Here is a 19,822-nt window from a genome sequence, read left to right as displayed (position 1 = left end):
AAATTTTCAGCTTTGAAAAAACTTTCCGTTTCAGAAAATTTCAAAAAAAACCATAAAAAACCCTCAAAAAATGAAGGTTTTATTTTATGACTTTAATTCAAACTAAATAACTTCGAGCTCCTTCCCAACTTTTTCAAAAGCTGCAATCGCTTTGTCCAGTTGTTCTCTGGTATGCGCTGCGGAAAGCTGCACACGAATTCTTGCTTTGTCGCGAGGCACAACCGGAAAGAAAAATCCGATTACATAAATGCCTTCATCCATTAGTTTTTCCGCCATTTTCTGTGCTAAAGGCGCGTCGTAAAGCATTACGGGAACAATTGCTGCATCGCCATCCGGAATATCAAAACCTTTGGCTTTCATTTCAGTCCGGAAATATTCCGCATTTTCCATGACTTTATCGCGAAGCGAAGTATCATCGGAAATCATATCCAAAACTTTAATTGCTGCACCTACAATTCCGGGAGCTAATGAGTTCGAAAACAAATAAGGGCGCGAACGCTGGCGCAACATATCGATAATTTCTTTTTTTCCGGAGGTAAATCCGCCCAAAGCACCACCCAAAGCTTTTCCTAAAGTTGAGGTGATGATATCTACTCTGCCCATCACGTCGTTAGCTTCGTGCGTGCCGCGGCCGGTTTTTCCGATAAATCCCGTGGCATGCGAATCGTCCACCATTACCAAACAACCGTACTTATCGGCCAGATCGCAAACGCCTTTCAAATCGGCAACAATTCCGTCCATTGAAAATACGCCGTCAGTCACGATAATTTTAAAACGATGATTTTTTTTGGAAGCTTCGATCAACTGCGCTTCCAAATCTTCCATATTGTTATTTTTATAGCGGTAACGTGCTGCTTTACATAAGCGCACACCATCGATAATTGATGCGTGGTTCAGCTCATCAGAAATAATTGCGTCTTCTTCGGTAAACAACGGTTCGAAAACTCCGCCGTTTGCATCAAAACACGCCGCGTATAAAATCGCGTCTTCAAGACCGAGAAATCTAGAAATTTTAGCTTCCAGCTCTTTATGAATATCCTGAGTTCCGCAAATAAAACGCACCGACGACATTCCGTAACCGTGACTGTCCACCATATCTTTCGACGCCTGCATCACTTCTTTGTTGTTTGAAAGTCCCAAATAATTATTGGCACAGAAGTTCAGCAAAGTTTTACCGTTGGCTTCAATCACCGCAGATTGCTGCGAAGTGATGATTCGTTCGGTTTTAAAAAGACCGTCCTTTTTTATATTTTGCAATTCATTTTGCAGGTTCTCCAGAAATTGAGTAGATATCATAATTTATTTTTTACAATGGCTAATTTAAGAAAAAATGCCCTTTTAGCGGGTTATTTTTCCGTGGTTGAATTTTATATTATGAATTCATGGTGAATTTAATCTTTAATAAATTTAAAGCTTTTAGAGGTGATTTTTAAAACATAACCACCTTTCGGAAGTTTTGAAACATCGATGGACTGCTCCGCTGACACTTTTCCGGTTTTTAAAAGTTTACCATCAAGGCTGTAAATCTGAAAATCTTCCACTTTTTCCAACCCGGAAATTGAAAGCGTGTGGTGAACTGGATTGGGATATAAAACCAAAGCTTTTTTATTTGGCTCCACAGTTCCGAGTATTGAAGCATCTTTCACCACCGTGGAATTGTCTTCAATAATTTGTTTGCTTTGGTTTAACTCTACTGATGCCACTGTAAAATTCACCGGAATGCTGAAGGTTTGATCATTAAACTGATTATCCAAAGAAATTTCTAAAATTTCGCCCAAAGAGCCGGTAATTTTTATTGGCAATGGCAATTCAAAGAAATCTACTGAAGGATGACTTTGTGTTTGTCCTACTTTAAACCGAAGTATTTTATCCGAAGTTTGGTTCCATTTAATTTGGTAAGAAGGATAGCCTTCACCGTAAATCCAGTCCTGGAAAAATCCGGTGAAATCTTTGCCGGTAGATTTTAATAATGAATTTTTAAAATCTTCGGTAACCGCGTACTGGTAAGCCAAATTGGGTTGACTATGATAATCTTTCAGTGCCTGATAGAAAACTTCTTCACCTAAAATCCATTTCAACATCCGCAACACAAAACCTCCTTTGGAATAACTCAAACGGCTCTCGAAAATCCGGTTAACATTTCCTAAGTCGCTTTCCGGCACGTAAACACTTCCGCCCGGCGCGCTTGTAATATAGTTAATTTCTGAACTCAGAAAACTCCGGAACTGGTCGCTTGTCATCAGTAATTTTTCATTAGCGAGGTGTGCACCGAAGGTCGCAAAACCTTCATTAAGCCAGATATCATTCCACTGGCCGCAGGTCACTTTATCGCCAAACCACTGATGTGCGAGTTCATGTGCGATGAGTGACTTTTGAAAAGATCCCATGGAAGACATGGTGGCGTGTTCCATGCCGCCGCCCCAGCCGAACTGCATATGACCGTATTTTTCGTTTCGGTACGGATAAGCGCCAAAATATTCTTCATAAAGGTTCATCATGTCTTTGGTCCAGTTGATATTGCTCATCGTCGTTGAATTCGCGGCTGTGGACGGATAAACATAATTCACAAAGGGAAAAGGCGGATTTCCCATTGTGTCATTGAACTTGGTATAATTGGTAATTCCGAGCGCAATGAGGTAAGCGGGAATCGGATAATTGGTTTGCCAGAAGGTGAGTTTTTTGCCGCCAGTAAGCTTTTCGGAAAACAATTTTCCGTTGGACGCAACGCTGTATTGATTAGGCGTTGTGATCTTAAGGTCAACTTTTTCAATCTTGTCATTCATGCTCTGTTTCGTCGGAAACCATTCCTGCGCTCCGTACGGTTCGGAAAGTGTGTACAGTACCGGAGTTCCGCTTTGAAGTGAAACGGTAAAAGCATCGCCGGCACTTCCAGAAGTATCCGGAACACCTGAATACGTTATCGACAGAGAATCGGAAATTTTAGCCGAAATAGCAGCTAAAAAATCTACTTTAATTTCTTTGGTTGGCAGCTGCGTAAACTTCAGATTTACGCCGTGGTATCTCACTTCCGAAACCGTCAGCGTATTGGAAAAATCGAAATAAATAGAGGAAATATTTTCGGTCGGAACAAAATGGCTGGTGACAGTTCCGCTTACATAACGCACGGCTGGATCCAAATCGAGTTCCAGCCGCTGATAAGTGAGATTATAATTTAATGTATTTGGATTTACATTATAATTAATCATTTTCGAATACTGTTCACCTTCTTTTTTACTTAGGTCTTTTATAGCAGAATTTGCTGTCTGCGCAAAACTTAAATTAATAATGGAAATGACTGTTAATAAATAAAGTTTTTTCATCGCTGTATTTTATATAAAGATAAAAAAAACCTCCCAATAAAAATTGGGAGGTCTTTGTACTTATTTTTTTGATTTACAGACTTAAAGCCGGTTCCAGAATTTGCTCCATTCTGGATTTCACCTGGTCCACCGAACCTGCGTAATTGTTAATCAATAAGGAGAAAACCAAGGTTTTACCGGAATTAGTTTTCATATAACCAGCGAGTGTTTTCACTTTATTTAAAGTTCCAGTTTTTGCAAAAATCTGCCCATTTCCCACGGAATAAAACATTTTTTTCAATGTTCCGGTTTGTCCGGCAATCGGCAAAGAATCGAAATACGACCTGTAGTATTTCTCGCCCATCAGGTTGGTAAGAAATTTCACCTGCGAAATCGGCGTCACCACATTACTGCGGGAAAGGCCGCTTCCATCGTAATAATTCAAGCCTTCAACATCGAAGTGAACACTTTTTAAATGCGTCATCACGGCATTTCTACCACTTTCCAAAGTTTGGTCACCAAATTTCTGGAAACCGACCATTCGCAAAGTTGCTTCTGCCAAAGCGTTATCGCTGTGCTGATTGGTGTACATCACGATTTCAGCTAAAGTTGGGGACTGGTATGAGGTTAGGAGATTTCTGCTTTCCGGTTCCGGATCAGCCATCTTTGTAACGACTTTTCCGCTGATGCCAATGCCGCTTTTCAGCATTGTAGTTCTTAAAGTATTTGCTAAATATGCAGGTGCATCTGGTAATTTTGTGGTTAAATAACCACCGTCAAACTTATCGGCGTACACCATTTTACCAATGTATGGTGAAATGTAATAGTAGTTTTTATTTTCAGCAAAAGGATTTGCCTGTTTTGCGATGAGCCGCTCATTTTGCGGATTTATTTCTTTCGTGGTACCAACCGGGAGATAATAGCTGCCGTTTTCTAACCAAACGATATTTTCCGGGAGATTTTGGGTTTTATTTAATTTAAATAAAGCCGTCTGGATAATAATATTTCCGTTGACTTTTTTAATTCCTTTTGCAGACATCGCCCCAATAAAATCGGCAACGATCTCGCGGTAAGAATAAGCACCCGCTTTATTGGTGCCAAGCGACGGATCGCCACTGCCAACCACGTAAAGATTGCCTTCCAGAGCACCTGCTTCATCGATAGTACCGGAGTACTCCAGTTGTGTTACCCAACGGAAATTTTCACCAAGCAAACCCATCGCAGTATCGGTTGTAAGCAATTTTGTCGTGGAAGCCGGAATTAAAGAAGCATTTTCGTTGTAAGAACTTACGATTTTTTTTGTTTTCGGATCGAAGATGACAAAACCCCAGTCAGCATTTCTTAAAACCGGGTCGTTCATCATCGAATTTATTTTAATATCGACGAGTTCTTTTGCGGTTAAAAGTTTTTCAGCGGAAGTATTGGCGTTTAGGTTGTCGTAAGATTGCGGATAATTGGAAGAAGTAAAGGTTCCCTGTCCGAAAGCAATTGCAGAAATTGCGAGAGCGGATGAAACCAGCGTTTTTTTAAGGTTAATCATTTAAAAAATTATTTGATTATCGAGTTTTAATGACTTGTCAAAAGCAGCTTTTGAAAAGTCATTTTAGGAACGCTCAAAAATATAAAATATTGTTGATTAACAATGAATTAGGAATTGTAAAAGAACCGATTTTCTGTTAAAATTTGTTAAAAGTCAACAAATATCAGCTTTTTGATGGAGTGATAAGCCTTAATTTCAGCAAATTCATCCAGACTTTTTAACAGTAAATTTTTAAATTCCTCATATTTCTTACCGCGCGGTAATTTTAAAAGAATTTGGTACTGATACATTAAATTAAGCTTTCCAATAGGTGCTTTTTCCGGCCCAAGAATGCATTCTTCCGGCAAATATTTCCGCAAAACCGAACCTAAAAACTGCGAAGCACGGTCCACTTTGTCTTCGCGGCGGTGCTTCAGCTCAATCATAATCAGCTTTACGAAAGGCGGATAATTAAATTTTCGGCGTTCCGTGAGCAAATGTTCAAACAGATTTGCTGAATCATTTTCCTGCAACATCTGGAAAACCGAATGTTCGGGATTAAAAGTCTGGATCAGCACTTTTCCTTCGCCCGACAATCTTCCCGCACGGCCGGAAACCTGCGTAATAAGCTGATATGCGCGTTCTTCAGCACGGAAATCCTGTACATAAAGCATAGAATCTGCTTTTGGAATCGCCACAAGTTCAATATTATCGAAATCGAGACCTTTAGAAATCATTTGCGTCCCAACCAAAATATCAGTTTCGCCGGTTTCTAATTTTTCGTAAAGTTTTTCGTAGGCAAACTTTCGGCGCATGGAATCAACATCCATCCGATCGATTTCAGCTTCGGGAAAAATATTCGAAATTTCTTCATGAATTTGTTCCACACCGACGCCACGGACATTCAGTTTTTCAGAATTGCATTTCGGACAGGTTCTAGGTTTTGCAGCTTTCTGGCCGCAATAATGACATTTCATCTCATTCGAAAACTTATGGTAAGTCATCACCACATCGCAGTTTGAGCAATAATTTACGTAACCGCAAGATTCACATTCCACCACATTCGCGTAGCCGCGGCGGTTATGGAGAATCATGGTTTGCTTTTCATTCTCTACCTGCGAACGGATTTCTTCAATGAGTTTAAAAGAGAAATTTCCGACTGTATTTTTGGAGTCTTGTGCTTCTTTAAAATTAATCAGCTCGAAAGTTGGGACTTTTACCGCGCCAAAACGCTCTTTTAAATGCACATATTTTAAAATTCCTTTCTGCGCCGCGTAATACGTTTCCACTGACGGTGTTGCGGAACCTAAAATTACTTTCGCGTTATAAAAATCGGCTACAATCTGCGCGGAATCTTTAGCATTAAAATACGGTGAAACTTCTTTTGGTTTATAAGCGGAATCGTGTTCTTCGTCGACAACGATTAAGCCTAAATTCTGAAAAGGCAGAAAAAGCGCGCTTCGCGTTCCGATGAGAACCGAAATCTCGTTGTTTTTAATTTTTTGCCAGACTTCTACACGTTCGAAATCGGTGAGTTTTTGGTGATAAAAGCCCAGTTTTTGCCCGTATTTTTTTTCCAGACGCTGAACGATTTGCTTGGTCAGCGAAATTTCGGGCAGCAGTAAAAGCGCATTTTTTCCAGCAGCGACAGTTTCTTCGATTTTTTCGGCATAAATATGCGTTTTTCCGGAAGATGTAACGCCGTGAAGCAGTACATTTTTACCTTCCGCAAAAGCTTGGTCTATTTCGGATTTTGCATTGAGCTGCGTTTCAGAAAGCGTTTCCAAATCTTCAACTTCACCTTCAAAACCCTGCAATCGGTCCTTTTGCAAAACATACTCGATGACCAGCTCTTTTTCAATTAAACCTTTCAGCTGCGCATGCGCGTAATTTCCGTCTTCAAAAAGCTCAGATTTCCGGATGGCTTGCTGTGGATTTTCGGTTTCCTTTTCGAGGATTATAAGGAAAAGTTCCTGCTGTTTGGGCGATTTTTTTAGTTTTAAAAGTACCTGCGCCAAATCATCAATCGCAACTTTTTCGGTATTGATTTTTACAAACGAAACTTCTTTTGCTTTATATTTCTCCGCAATTTTTTCATCAATTTCAATGTACTGCAGATCGATGAGCGATTTGATGGTTTTTACAATATCTCGCTTCGGGATAAAAGCTTCAATCTCGGTGAGATTAATGAGTTGACGCACTTCCAGCGCCTGAATGAGATACATTTCGTTTACATCCAGATTCTGAAAATCTATGGCCGTATTCGGCTTTAATTTTAAATAGGTTTCGCTTTCAAGTTTTAATGAAGCCGGAAAAGCAAAACGGTAAATTTCGCCGATATTGCACAAATAATATTCCGAAAGCCAGGACCAAAATTTCAGCTGTTCAGGCGGTAAAATCGCCGATTCATCCAGAATATTGATGAGCTCTTTCGGTTCGAAATTTTCCGGTCTGTCCGCATGAATTTTCTGAATAATGCCCGTGTAGATTTTTTTGCCACCGAACGGAACCAGCACGCGCATTCCCGGCTGTACCACCTCCACAAGCTCATCGGGAACTTTATAGGTAAAAGTTCCTTTCAGATTAAGCGGTAAAATGATCTGGGCAAATTTCAAGTGACAGTAAAGAATTTTGAAACTTCAACTTCGGTGAATTACAAATTTAAGAATTATTTACGGCAAAAATTCATTAATTAAAAGCAAAAAAAACGGGCTAAAACCCGCTTTTTTTTCATTTTGGAAAAAACTGTAATTCCTATTTTTTCCGTCTTTTTAATTCTTTTGCGATCAGCGCGAGTTCACGTCCGGTTTGTCCTGCAACCGAAGTATTTTCCTGCGCACGACGGGTTAAATACGGCACCACATCTTTCACCGGGCCATAAGGCAAATATTTGGAAACATTATATTTTTCTGCGCCGAGGTAATAGGTGATATTGTCGCTCATGCCGTAAAGCTGGCCAAAATTAATCTGTCGGTGATCATTTGGCAAACCGGCAGCTTTCATCTTGTCCATCACTAGTTCGGTGGATTTTTCGTTGTGTGTACCAAAAAAGCCGGAAACAACATCTAAATTATTCAAAACAAATTCGATGGACGCGTTGTAATTATCGTCTGTCGCCTGTTTTGTGGGCTGAATTGGATCCGGATAATTCATTTCTGCCGCGCGCTCACGCTCTTTTTCCATATAAGCACCGCGCACGAACTTGTAACCTAAAAAGTAATTTTTCTCTTTTGCTTTACGCAAATCTTCTTCAAGATATTCCAGTCTGCCAGTACGGTACATTTGCAGTGTGTTCCAGACGATGGCTTTTTCTTTGTTGAATTTTTCCATCATATCGGTTACGAGCTGATCGGTAGAATCCTGCATCCAGGTTTCTTCAGCATCGATCATCAAAACCACATTGCGGTCGTAAGCCATTTGGCAAACCTCGTTGTATCTTCTCACCACTCTGGCCCACTCTTCTTTCTGAGAAGTGGTGAGTTCTACATTTTTACCAACTTCTTCATAAATTTCAATACGGCCAAAACCTGTAGGCTTAAAAACCACAAACGGAATAGCAGGATTTCCTTCGGCAAATTTGATATTTTCCTTAATTTCTTCGCAAGTGTGATCAAAAACCGCTTCTTCGGCTTTTCCTTCAATCGCATAATCGAAAATACTGCCCACGTGGTGCTTGAACATCTGTTTTACCACCTTCATGCTTTCTTCGCGGGTTTCACCACCGCAAAACTGCTCAAAGAGTGTATTGCGCACAATTGAGTTCACAAAAGGAACGTTGTTTTTTACGGTAAAATTCAGCACAGAGATTCCCATGTTGGTTACAGCAGGCTGTTCAATAGCTTTGAACATCCAGTAGGCTTTTTTCAGCTGTGCGTCGGTTCTGTCGGCAAAGGCAATTTGGGTATTATCGAAAATGCTCATATTGATTTTTAATTGAAACAAATTTAATAATACTCGGTGAATTGCTAAACTAAATTAAAGTTTAATTTTGTGATAAAATTCAGGTCAATGATTTCAGTTTTAGACAAAAATTTCACGCAGCTTAATACTTTTATTCAGCAGTTAAATCCGACCCAACTTTTGATTTTGGTGGATGAAAATACACACGAATTTTGTTTGCCCGTTTTGTTGGGAAATCTGGAAACCGAAATTTCTTTTGAAATCATTGAAATCGAAGCCGGCGAAGAAATGAAAACGCTGGAAACGGCAGCGCAGCTTTGGGAAATCCTGACGGAATTTAATACCGACCGCAAAGCGCTGATGATTAACCTGGGCGGCGGAGTGATTACCGACATGGGCGGTTTTGTGGCGTCGACATATAAGAGAGGAATTAAATTCATCAACATCCCCACAACGCTTTTGGGAATGTGCGACGCCTCCATTGGCGGAAAAACCGGTATTGACCATCAGTTTTTAAAAAATATCATCGGAACTTTTGCAGAGCCGGAAGAAATTTTTGTCTATCCAGATTTTCTGAAAACTTTACCTTTTGCGCAATTGTGCAGCGGTTTTGCGGAAATGCTGAAACACGGTTTGATCGCCGATAAAAAGCATTGGCAAGAATTGAAAAATTTGCCCGAATTGCTGCCAGAAAATATATATCCATTTATTGAAACTTCGATGAAAATTAAGGAAAACGTTGTCCTTGAAGATTTTCGCGAAGAAAATATCCGGAAGACTTTAAATTTCGGTCATACCATTGGTCACGCGCTGGAAAGTCTTTTCCTGAAAAACACTACGCCAATTCTTCACGGCGAAGCGGTAGCGCTTGGAATGATTTGCGAAACGCAGCTTTCTTTTCTTCAAAACCTTTTATCTGCAGAAGAAACCGAAGAAATTATAGCAGGAATTCTGAAGTTTTTCCCAATTATTGCGATTGCGCAGTTTAATGATAACGAAATTGTGGATTTAATGAAGAATGACAAAAAAAATGCTGCTGGAAGCATTAAATTTTCATTAGTAACTTCGATCGGAAAATCTACTTTTGACGTGTCGGTTTTGACCGAAAATATTCTCCAAGCATTGAATTTTTATAAAAATTTGGGTTAAAAAGCAGCAAATTTTTTATTTAGACAACATCAATTACCCGTGCTGGAAATGTTAAAATTACATCTTTAAGTACTTGTCAATCAGGTAATTACACAACTACTATTTTAAACATACGTTTAATTTTCAAGGAAATTTCGAATTTTTGGCACAGCGTTTGTCAATACTCTGCCGTAAAACAATTTAAAAAAATGAAGTGGTAGTGAATATTTTTAGTGAGAAAAATTTTAAGAATTTTAAAATTTAATAACTAAAAAGTTTATTATCGAAAACAAAAATTTAATTCGAAAATTTAAGATTATGAAAAAGTTATTTTTAAGTGCAGCAGTAGTAGTTAGTTCATTAACATTTGCACAACAATTTGGTATTAAAGCGGGTATGAACGTTTCATCTTTATCAAAAGATGCTGACTTAAGCGACCAGGGATCAAAAATAGGTTATAATGCAGGTATTTTTATGAATGCGCCAATTGCAGAAAATTTCAGCATTCAGCCGGAGTTAATTTATAACAACTTGGGATCTAAAGTTACTTTAAATGAATTTGATGTGAACAACACAACATACAGAACAGAGTATGCAAGACATTTAGATTATGTAGCATTGCCGGTGATGTTCCAATATAACGCAACTCCATCATTTTATCTAGAAGCTGGTCCGGAATTCGGATTGTTAGTTAGCGCGCGAGATAAGAGAAAAAATACTGAAAATGGTACAACTCAAAACAGTGTGAAAAGCGAGTTAGACAAAGACAATTTCAACTCATTTAACGCAGGTATTGGTTTAGGTGCCGGGTATTATTTCACTCCGCAAGTTGGTTTAACTGCGAGATATGTTGCAGGTTTAACAGACATTATGAAAGACAGAGCAAGTGGTGACGCTGTGAAAAACAACGTATTCCAAGTAGGTTTGGCTTACAAGTTCTAAGAAAAAACACTCCATATATATCAAAGAAAAGGTTGGAAATTATTTCCAACCTTTTTGCATTTTATTCGTCTGTATAATCAGGAACCGGGCCTGCCGGAACCGGATAAACTTCCGTAAAGCAACCGAAACAGTGGTTGGAACTTCCCAGAATGATTTTTAGATTTTCCATACTTAAAAATTCCAGCGTGTCAACGCCTAAATATTGTCGCAATTCTTCCACGCTCATGTTGGCTGAAATCAAATCGTCTTTCGACGGCGTATCAATTCCCAAATAACATGGTGCAATAATCGGTGGCGAAACACTTCGGAAGTGAATTTCTTTCACACCGGCTTCTTTCAGAATTTTCACCAAACGTTTGGATGTTGTACCGCGCACGATGGAATCATCAATAATTACTACACGTTTGCCTTTTATTTCAGAGATAATTGGATTTAATTTCAGGTTGACAATCCGCTCGCGCATTTCCTGCGTGGGAACGATGAAGCTTCTGCCGATGTACCGGTTTTTAATCAATACCGGACGGAATGGAATCCCCGATGCGATTGAAAAACCGATTGCCGCAGGAACACCGGAATCCGGTACGCCGATGACAATATCTGCCTCAACAGGCGCCTGTTCCCAAATTTTAGCTCCGGATTTTTCCCGGATTTCGTGAACATTAATACCTTCCATTACCGAATCGGGTCGCGCAAAATAAATATATTCAAAAGCGCAGATTCTTTTTTCGCAGTTTTCCTTCACCAAAAAGCTGTGCAGACCGGTTTCGTTTTCGTTGGTGTAAACAATTTCGCCCGGTAAAATATCTCTCACATACTGCGCTCCGACCGCGTCTAAAGCTACAGATTCCGAAGCTACAACATAAGTTTTCTCATCAATTGCACCTAAAACCAGCGGGCGTATCCCGTGAAAATCACGGAAAGCAAAGAATTTATTCCGTGTCATACCGACAACGGAATAAGCGCCTTCAATTTTTTCCATTGTGGTTTTAATTGCTGCACGTAAACCTAAATCGAGGTTTTTCTGGATTAACCTTAAAATAACTTCAGAATCGGAAGTTGCTTTGAAAACAACACCTTCAGCTTCCAGTTCCTTTTTCAGCTCATAAGCATTGGTGAGATTTCCGTTGTGCGCAATAGAAAGAATAATCTGATCATATTCGTTTTTGGCGAAAAATGGCTGAAAATTATATTTCTTTTTGTCGCCGGCGGTCGTATATCTGGTGTGCCCGATGGCAGAATTTCCCATAAAAGTTTCGGGGTGGCGGATGTCTTTGTAGACATCGAGCACCAAACCTTCGTCTTTAATATTGAAAATTTTGCCGTGATTCATCACAGAAATTCCGCACGCTTCCTGACCGCGGTGTTGCAGCGCGAAAAGCCCAAACTGCGAAAGCGAAAAAGTATCGACATCATTATCGGAATAAAGCCCGAAAATTCCGCATTCCTCCTGCGGAGCATCGAACGGATCTTCTTTTTTTAAGATATTCCGCTCGTAGACATCGTCTTTAAAATGGTTTAAATAATCTTCTCTGTGCTGTTGTATATCTTTCATTTCTGGTGTCTCTGAAATAATTTATTTCACTAAGACCTTTTTTAATCGTTCGTAAATTTCCACATATGCTTCGGTAACTTCACCCAGATCGCGTCTGAAACGGTCTTTATCCAGTTTTTTCATGGTGTCCTTGTCCCAAAGTCTGCAAGTATCGGGAGAAATTTCGTCGGCTAAAATTATTTTGCCGGAGGAATCTTTCCCTAATTCAATCTTGAAATCGACCAAAATAATATTCATTTCATCAAAAAGTTCAATCAGAATATCATTGATATCAGAGGTCAATTCATACATTTCATCAAGTTCTTCATAAGTGGCAGCACCTAGAAAAACCGCGTGGTGATCATTAATCAGCGGATCGCCGAGCTCATCTTTTTTATAGCAGATATCAAAAATGGTAACCGGCGATTTGATACCTTCTGCAACTCCAAGACGCTGCGCCATGCTTCCGGCAGAATAGTTGCGCACCACCATTTCCAAAGGAATGATGTGCACTTTTTTCACCAGCTGTTCTCTTTCATCAATTTTCCGGATGAAATGAGTAGGAATTCCTTTTTTGTTGAGGTATTCGAAAATCAATGTCGTTATGGCATTGTTCATTTCACCTTTAAGGTCCACATTTCCTTTTTTCTGTGCATTAAAGGCGGTTGCATCATCTTTAAAACGGACAATTACCTCGTTGGGATTATCTGTTTCAAAAACCTGCTTTGCCTTTCCTTCATAAAGCATTGCTCCTTTTGTCATTTTTACTTTTTATTAGATTTTATTTTTTTTAAATTTTAACCCATATACCCGTTAAAATTGCTATTCCGAAACTTAACAAGGTTCCAATCAGCACATATTCGGTGAGTTTTCTCTGTTTTGCTTCTGCCAAATCGCTGAATCTGAAGACTGATTTCGCCGCGATCATAAAACCGACGCCTTCCCAATGATCCACAAGAATAAAAACAAAAACGAGCAGTCTTTCTAAAATTCCGATGTATTTTCCGGCGTTCACCAGCGATTCCGTCTGTAATTTGCTGTGCTCCACCGTTACCGGCGTCCATATGGAAATTATGTTTTTGATAAATATCGACGAAGGTACGGTGAGAAAAATTATCGCCGTTATTAAGCTCAAATTTCGGGAATTTATAAAGTCTTCCCACCTTAAAAACGGAAAATAAGTAACGGATAATATCGCGATTACAAAAATATGCGCGGCCTGATCGATAAAAAACCAGGTTCTTTTGGTTTTTGGATTTTGAAACTGCAGTTTCGCCCAATCGATAAGATAATGCGTAACGCCGATAGTCAGGGCAATCCACCATAAATTCCTATCCCAGAGCAAAATATAGGTGAGAAAAACGTGTAAAATTACGTGAAGGTAAAGGTAAATGCTTTGCCCTTTTTTCCGCTCTTTATCGGCGACCCAAGAATTGGGCTGGAGAATAAAATCTCCAATTAAATGTGCCATTATGAGAGGAATAAAAATCATTTATAGTTCGGCGATTTTCTTTCGGAAAAACTGGTCGGTTTCCTGTAACAAATCAAAATTCGCCCTTTTAAGCCGCTGACTTACTGACGATTGTGTAATATTCAGCGCTTTGGCGAGTTCGTCCTGTGTAAGCGCGGGATTCACTAAAAGTTGATGGATGATTTCTGCGGTTGCGGCTGTCCAGTTGTCAAAATCGATTGCCGCCCATTTGAACAAAATATTCAGATCGCGGTTAACTTTGTCGTTTTCGGTTTGTATTGCGAGTGTTTTTCCCTGCGATTTTATTTCCGTGAGCAACCTTCCGGAATTTACATACGCAGAACCGTTGGATTCTGTAATTTTTTCAGAAAGAAAAACCTCATTTCCAATACCGATTGCAAGGCGGACATCCAGATTTTCAAAAGTTTTGATGAGTGATTTTAGCAATAGTGCTTTGCGGAAAACTTCGTCCACGCTGCATTTCAGCTGAAATTCATCGCCGCGGTAAATTTCCCAATTTTCGGGGCTTTCGGACCAGCTTGCCATCAAATCTTTCAGTTTGGGCAGCCAAAGTTCCGAATCGGACATTTGGGAATTAATGATGTCACCGGTAATAATTGCAATCATAAGACAAATATAAGCAATTCTCCTAATAAACTGAAAATATAAGGTTTTTACCTAATAATTTTTAACTGGATGAGCTTTTAAAATATAAGCTAAATTACTAATAAATTGTAATTATAAGCAAAAATACTTATAAAAAATACTATTTAAAATATTCCACCCCATTTTTAAAGATATTATGGTAATTGGCAGTCGGAATATTTTTCATTAAACCTTCGGCAAAACGTTCCGGATGTCCCATTCTCCCAAATATTTTGCCCGATTTTGAGGTAATTCCTTCAATTCCAAACAAAGAATTATTCGGGTTAAACGGCATCCCGTGCGCAATATTTCCAGCATCATCAATATATTGTGTGGCAATCTGCCCATTTTCATATAGTTCCCTAATCACCGCTTCAGATGCCATAAAACGGCCTTCACCATGCGAAATCGGAATGGTAAAAACCTGATCTTTCATGCCTTTCAACCACGGTGAATCGTCATTAGCTACTTTCACATCCACCATTTGCGAAATATGACGGCCGATTGCATTGTGTGCTAATGTTGGCGAGTCTGCATTTAAATCCCGAATTTCACCATACGGCAGCAAACCGGATTTCACCAAAGCCTGAAAACCATTACAAATCCCGAGAATCATTCCGTCGCGTTCCAATAATTGATGAACGGCATTTCTCATTTTCTCGTTTTTCAAAACATTCACAATGAATTTCGCCGAACCGTCCGGCTCATCACCCGCCGAAAAACCGCCCGACAAAACCAAAATTTGTGCTTGATTAATTTCCGAAATCCAGGCGTCCAAACTTTCATTTAAAAGCTGATGATTAAGATTAATGAGCGGCAACGATGACACTTCGGCACCTTCTTTTCTGAAAGCATTTTGCGTTTCATTTTCACAATTTGTTCCCGGAAAAATAGGTGCAAAAACTTTCGGTGCAGCTAAATTGTGTTCCAAAATATGAATTGTTCTTGGCTGAACTGAATTCAGTTTTAAATCAATTTCAACCACAACTTTTGTTTTTTCCGTAGTTGGGAAAAGCTCTTCGAAAGTTCCCATCCATACTTCAAGTAATTTTTCGATATTGAAATCTAAACTATTGATTTTCAAAGTTTCTGAATTTGAAACTTCACCAATAGCTTGAAGTAAATTACTTACTAAATCATCAGAACTTTCAACGATTAAACTGCCAATATTTTTCGTTAAAAGTACATCTTCCGAAACGTTAATTTCTGCTCCCAAATGATTTCCAAAACTCATTTTTGCTAAAGCAACTGCAACTCCACCTTCATTAACCGTCTTTACCGAAACGATCTTTTTCGACTTAATATTTTCAAAAATAAAATCGAAAATCTGTTTCAAATCCCGATAATTCGGCAATCCATTTTCCTGCGGAATATGCTGAAATAAATACAGTTTATTACCCGTTTTTTTGAACTCTGGTGAAATGATATTTTTCTTTTCACCATTTGCACACGCAAATGAAATCAAAGTTGGCGGCACGTGAATATCATGAAAACTTCCACTCATCGAATCTTTTCCACCGATTGCAGCCAGTTCAAAATTCATCTGCGCATCATAAGCTCCAAGCAAAGATGCCAGTGGCTTTCCCCATTTTTCCGGGTTATTTCCGAGTTTTTCGAAATATTCCTGAAAGCTTAATCTAATATTTTTATAATCGCCGCCCATGGCCACAATTTTGGCAACGCTTTCTACCACGGCATTTGCAGCGCCAACCAAAGAATTTTGCTCGGAAATATCAGCATCAAAACCCCAGCTTGCCAGCGACACGGTTTCTACGTTTTTCGCATTTAAAACCGGCAAAGTTTGCACGCTTCCTTCCATTTCGGTCAGCTGATGCTTTCCACCAAACGGCATCGCAACGGTTGTTCCGCCCACAGAAGCATCGAACATTTCCGCCAAACCTTTTTGCGAAGCCACATTTTTAGCTGAAAGTAATTTAAAGAAATTTGCCTCATTAAAGGCTAAATTTTTATTTTCAACCGGTTTCAAATGCCAAACTTCAGCATGCTGTCTTTTCGCGCAGCCGTTGGTATCTAAAAATTTCCTGCTTAAATCGACAATTTTTTGGTTTTGCCAAAACATCTGCATCCTGCCAGAATCGGTTACTTTTGCAACTTCAACTGCTTTAATATTTTCTTTTTCACAAAAACTGATGAACTTTTCTTTGTCGGCAGCTTCAATGACGACCGCCATTCGCTCCTGAGATTCCGAAATAGCGAGTTCAGTTCCGTTTAAACCTTCATATTTTAAAGGCAGAATATCAAGGTTAATTTCCAGTGAATCAGCAATTTCACCAATTGCCACGGACACACCGCCTGCACCAAAATCATTCGATTTTTTAATTAATCTGGTTACTTCCGGATTTCGAAAAAGTCTTTGAATTTTTCTTTCTTCAACCGCATTTCCTTTCTGAACTTCGGTTGACAAGGTGTGAATCGACGTTTCGTCCTGAACTTTAGAACTTCCGCTCGCGCCGCCCACGCCGTCTCTTCCGGTTGCACCACCAAGCAAAATTACAAGATCACCGCATTTTGGTTCTTCTCTTTTCACCCAGTCTTTTTTCACCGCACCCACGACAAAACCAACTTCCATTCTTTTTGCTTTATAGCCGTCGTGGTAAATTTCATTCACCAAAGTTGTGGCTAAACCAATCTGATTTCCGTAGGAAGAATAGCCGTTTGCGGCCTGTTTCGTGATTGTTCTTTGCGGAAGTTTTCCGGGTAAAGTTTCAGAAATCGGTTCCAAAACATCAGCTGCGCCGGAAAGACGCATCGCTTGATAAACGAAGGCACGGCCGGACAACGGATCGCGGATGGCGCCGCCCAAACACGTGGATGCACCGCCGAAAGGTTCAATTTCTGTGGGGTGATTGTGGGTTTCATTTTTAAAGAGCAGATACCACGGTTCTTTTTTTCCGTCGAATTCTGCTTCAATTTCAATGGTACACGCATTTATTTCCTGCGAAATGACCAAATTTTCCAGTTTTCCCATTTTATGAAAATATCTGGCGCAAACAGTAGCTAAATCCATTAAAGAAATTGGTTTTGCTTCCCGACCTAAAAATTTTCTTTTCTCTAAATAGTCATTAAAAATATTCTCTAAAGTCGATTTAAACTCACCATTAAACTGAATATCTGTCAATTCAGTTTCAAAAGTGGTGTGTCGGCAATGGTCGCTCCAATACGTATCGAGAACTTTTAGTTCCGTTTCAGTCGGATTTCTGCTTTCTGATTTGAAATAATTCTGGATAAATTCTAAATCATCAATACCTAAAGCAAAACCATGATTTTGGTAAAAATTTGCCAATTCCGCGGCAGAAAAATCGATGAATCCTTCGTGAACCAAAACCGGATCCGGCGTTTCTTCCTTTGGAATTTCCAGTTTCGATAAATCTTTAAGCTGGGATTCAACTTTATTAATCAAATGATCTTTGATTTTTTCAACCTCTGAACTAGAAACACCAAAAAGTTCGAAGAGTTTGCCACTTCGTACTTTACCGTTCTCATTTCCAGTCAGTAGTGCAATGCACTGCTGCGCGGAATCGGCGCGCTGATCATATTGTCCGGGTAAAAATTCCGTGGCAAAAAAGGCATTTTTTGCCGGATTTTCGTCGTGCAGAATATCGGTCACCGGATCTACAAAAGTGTTCGTAATAACTTTCGAAAATTCCTCCTCATTCACTCCGAAAACATCGTAAATATTATAAATTTTTACATTTTCAATCGTGGGAATAATATTTTTTATTTCATTAAAAATCAAAGGACTTTCAACATCGAAAATTCCTTTTTTTTCTACGAAGATTCTTTTTTTCATTTTTACTTTTTATAACAGGAATTTGTCTTTACTAATTTTTTGGGCGCTTTTTGGGCAAATTTTTCAATAAAATTATAAAAAAAAAGCAGCCAAAAGACTGCATATTTTTTAAACTTTAAGGTCGGCCTTTAGCCCGATAAGGTCGGCGTACTTCTTCAGGATCGGCGTGACTTCATTTTCAATAAATTCTTCAGTTTGAATTGGCGCAAAACCGATGAACATTTTCGGATCGAGGACTTCCATTAATTTGGATTTGTCCAGTTTCAGCGAATGGTCATTTAAAATTCTTTCCAGCAAATCATTTTCTTTGCCTTCCTCCTTCACTTTTTTCGAAGCTTCCATCGAATGAACGCGGATGGTTTCGTGAATTTCCTGACGGTCGCCGCCGGCTTTCACTTCTTCCATAATGATATATTCCGTCGCCATAAACGGAAGTTCTTCCATAATATGCTTCTTGATGCGGTTTTCATACACCACAATTCCGTTCATAATATTGTTCCAAATCATCAGAATCGCGTCCACCGCGAGAAATGCTTGTGGAATGGTTAATCTCTTGTTGGCTGAGTCGTCCAAAGTTCTTTCAAACCATTGTGTAGAAGCAACCATAGCCGAACTTGTAGATAAAGACATCACGAATTTTGCCAAAGCACCAATCCGTTCAGATCGCATTGGATTTCTTTTATAAGCCATCGCCGAAGAACCGATTTGGTTTTTCTCGAAAGGCTCTTCAATTTCTTTTAAATTCTGTAAAAGCCGTAAATCATTGGTAAATTTATGGGCGGACTGTGCTATATTCGACAGCAACGCTACCACTTTCGCATCAATTTTTCGGTCGTAAGTTTGGCCGGAAACACCGAAAACTTTGTCAAAACCAAAACGCTTTGAAAGTTCCTTATCCAGATGTTTTACTTTGGAATAATCTCCGTCGAAAAGCTCTAAAAAACTTGCCGCCGTTCCGGTAGTTCCTTTCACACCTCGAAATCTTAAAGTTTCGATGAAAAATTCAAGTTCTTCGAAATCCAAAAGTAGTGATTGAAGCCACAAAGTTGCACGTTTTCCTACGGTCGTAAGCTGCGCCGGCTGGTAATGTGTAAAACCTAAAGTCGGTAAATCCTTGTACTGAAGAGCAAAATCCGAAAGATTTTTCATCACGTTCACCATTTGTTTCCGAAGTAACAAAAGTCCGTCGCGAATCTGGATCAAATCCGTATTATCTCCAACAAAAGCGGAAGTCGCGCCGAGGTGAATAATTCCTTTTGCCAAAGGTGCCGCGTCGCCGTACGTATGAACGTGTGCCATCACATCATGACGAAATTTTTTCTCGTATTCTGCGGCTTTTTCGTAATTTATTTCTTCCGCGTTTTCTTTAAGTTGAATGATTTGCTCGTCGGAAATGTCGAGGCCTAAATCTTTTTCGATTTCAGCCAAAGCTATCCAAAGTTTTCGCCAGTTCCGAAATTTGTTGTTGGGAGAGAAATTATAGAGCATTTCCTCGCTTGAATAGCGTTCCTCGAGAGGATTTTTGTAGGAATTCATTCTTTCTTTTTACTTTTACTGGCACAAATTTAAGTAAAAA

At 39.3% G+C, this 19,822-nt stretch carries 13 protein-coding genes; 2 read left to right on the top strand and 11 right to left on the bottom strand.

The annotated features are described in order from the left end of the window. Positions 1-102: 102 nt before the first annotated feature. The 5 genes from OA84_RS06640 to OA84_RS06620 form a co-directional block, all read right to left on the bottom strand. Positions 103-1,296 (bottom strand): glycine C-acetyltransferase, encoded by a 1,194-nt coding sequence (locus OA84_RS06640; RefSeq protein ID WP_039344020.1) that lies wholly within the window; start codon positions 1,294-1,296, stop codon positions 103-105. A 95-nt stretch (positions 1,297-1,391) separates the two neighbouring features. Beyond that, positions 1,392-3,320 carry a M1 family aminopeptidase gene (locus tag OA84_RS06635; RefSeq protein ID WP_039344019.1) on the bottom strand — a complete coding sequence of 643 codons (1,929 nt, stop codon included), beginning with the start codon at positions 3,318-3,320 and terminating at the stop codon, positions 1,392-1,394. A 73-nt stretch (positions 3,321-3,393) separates the two neighbouring features. Continuing rightward, positions 3,394-4,839 (bottom strand): D-alanyl-D-alanine carboxypeptidase/D-alanyl-D-alanine endopeptidase, encoded by a 1,446-nt coding sequence (gene dacB, locus OA84_RS06630; RefSeq protein ID WP_039344018.1) that lies wholly within the window; start codon positions 4,837-4,839, stop codon positions 3,394-3,396. A gap of 146 nt (positions 4,840-4,985) precedes the next feature. After that, positions 4,986-7,433 (bottom strand): replication restart helicase PriA, encoded by a 2,448-nt coding sequence (gene priA / locus OA84_RS06625; RefSeq protein ID WP_039344016.1) that lies wholly within the window; start codon positions 7,431-7,433, stop codon positions 4,986-4,988. Between the two features lie 139 nt (positions 7,434-7,572). Continuing rightward, positions 7,573-8,739, bottom strand: coding sequence for a proline dehydrogenase family protein (locus OA84_RS06620; RefSeq protein ID WP_039344014.1), 1,167 nt, complete (start codon positions 8,737-8,739; stop codon positions 7,573-7,575). Positions 8,740-8,826: 87 nt separating this feature from the next. Here OA84_RS06620 and aroB point away from each other — a divergent pair, with 87 nt between their 5' ends. Continuing rightward, positions 8,827-9,867, top strand: coding sequence for a 3-dehydroquinate synthase (gene aroB, locus OA84_RS06615; RefSeq protein ID WP_039344013.1), 1,041 nt, complete (start codon positions 8,827-8,829; stop codon positions 9,865-9,867). A gap of 297 nt (positions 9,868-10,164) precedes the next feature. After that, positions 10,165-10,788, top strand: a complete 624-nt coding sequence (locus tag OA84_RS06610) for a porin family protein (RefSeq protein ID WP_039344011.1) — start codon at positions 10,165-10,167, stop codon at positions 10,786-10,788. A 61-nt stretch (positions 10,789-10,849) separates the two neighbouring features. On the opposite strand, the gene purF is transcribed toward OA84_RS06610, so the two are convergent. The 6 genes from purF to purB form a co-directional block, all read right to left on the bottom strand. After that, positions 10,850-12,340, bottom strand: a complete 1,491-nt coding sequence (gene purF / locus OA84_RS06605) for an amidophosphoribosyltransferase (RefSeq protein ID WP_039344009.1) — start codon at positions 12,338-12,340, stop codon at positions 10,850-10,852. Positions 12,341-12,361: 21 nt separating this feature from the next. Continuing rightward, positions 12,362-13,081 (bottom strand): phosphoribosylaminoimidazolesuccinocarboxamide synthase, encoded by a 720-nt coding sequence (gene purC / locus OA84_RS06600; protein ID WP_039344007.1) that lies wholly within the window; start codon positions 13,079-13,081, stop codon positions 12,362-12,364. Between the two features lie 28 nt (positions 13,082-13,109). Then, positions 13,110-13,811: a DUF3307 domain-containing protein gene (locus OA84_RS06595; RefSeq protein WP_039344005.1), complete on the bottom strand. Its 702-nt coding sequence runs from the start codon at positions 13,809-13,811 to the stop codon at positions 13,110-13,112. Beyond that, entirely contained in the window at positions 13,812-14,417 is a 606-nt protein-coding gene (locus OA84_RS06590) for a SatD family protein (RefSeq protein WP_039344003.1), read from the bottom strand. It abuts the gene before it with no gap. 139 nt (positions 14,418-14,556) lie between these two features. Then, positions 14,557-18,246 (bottom strand): phosphoribosylformylglycinamidine synthase, encoded by a 3,690-nt coding sequence (locus tag OA84_RS06585; protein WP_039344001.1) that lies wholly within the window; start codon positions 18,244-18,246, stop codon positions 14,557-14,559. Between the two features lie 108 nt (positions 18,247-18,354). After that, on the bottom strand, positions 18,355-19,782 hold the full coding sequence (gene purB, locus OA84_RS06580) for an adenylosuccinate lyase (protein ID WP_039344000.1): 1,428 nt from the start codon (positions 19,780-19,782) through the stop codon (positions 18,355-18,357). Positions 19,783-19,822: the final 40 nt, after the last annotated feature.

Source organism: Kaistella solincola (genome assembly GCF_000812875.1).
Taxonomy (GTDB): Bacteria; Bacteroidota; Bacteroidia; order Flavobacteriales; family Weeksellaceae; genus Kaistella; species Kaistella solincola.
This window is presented reverse-complemented; position numbering and strand designations above follow the sequence as displayed.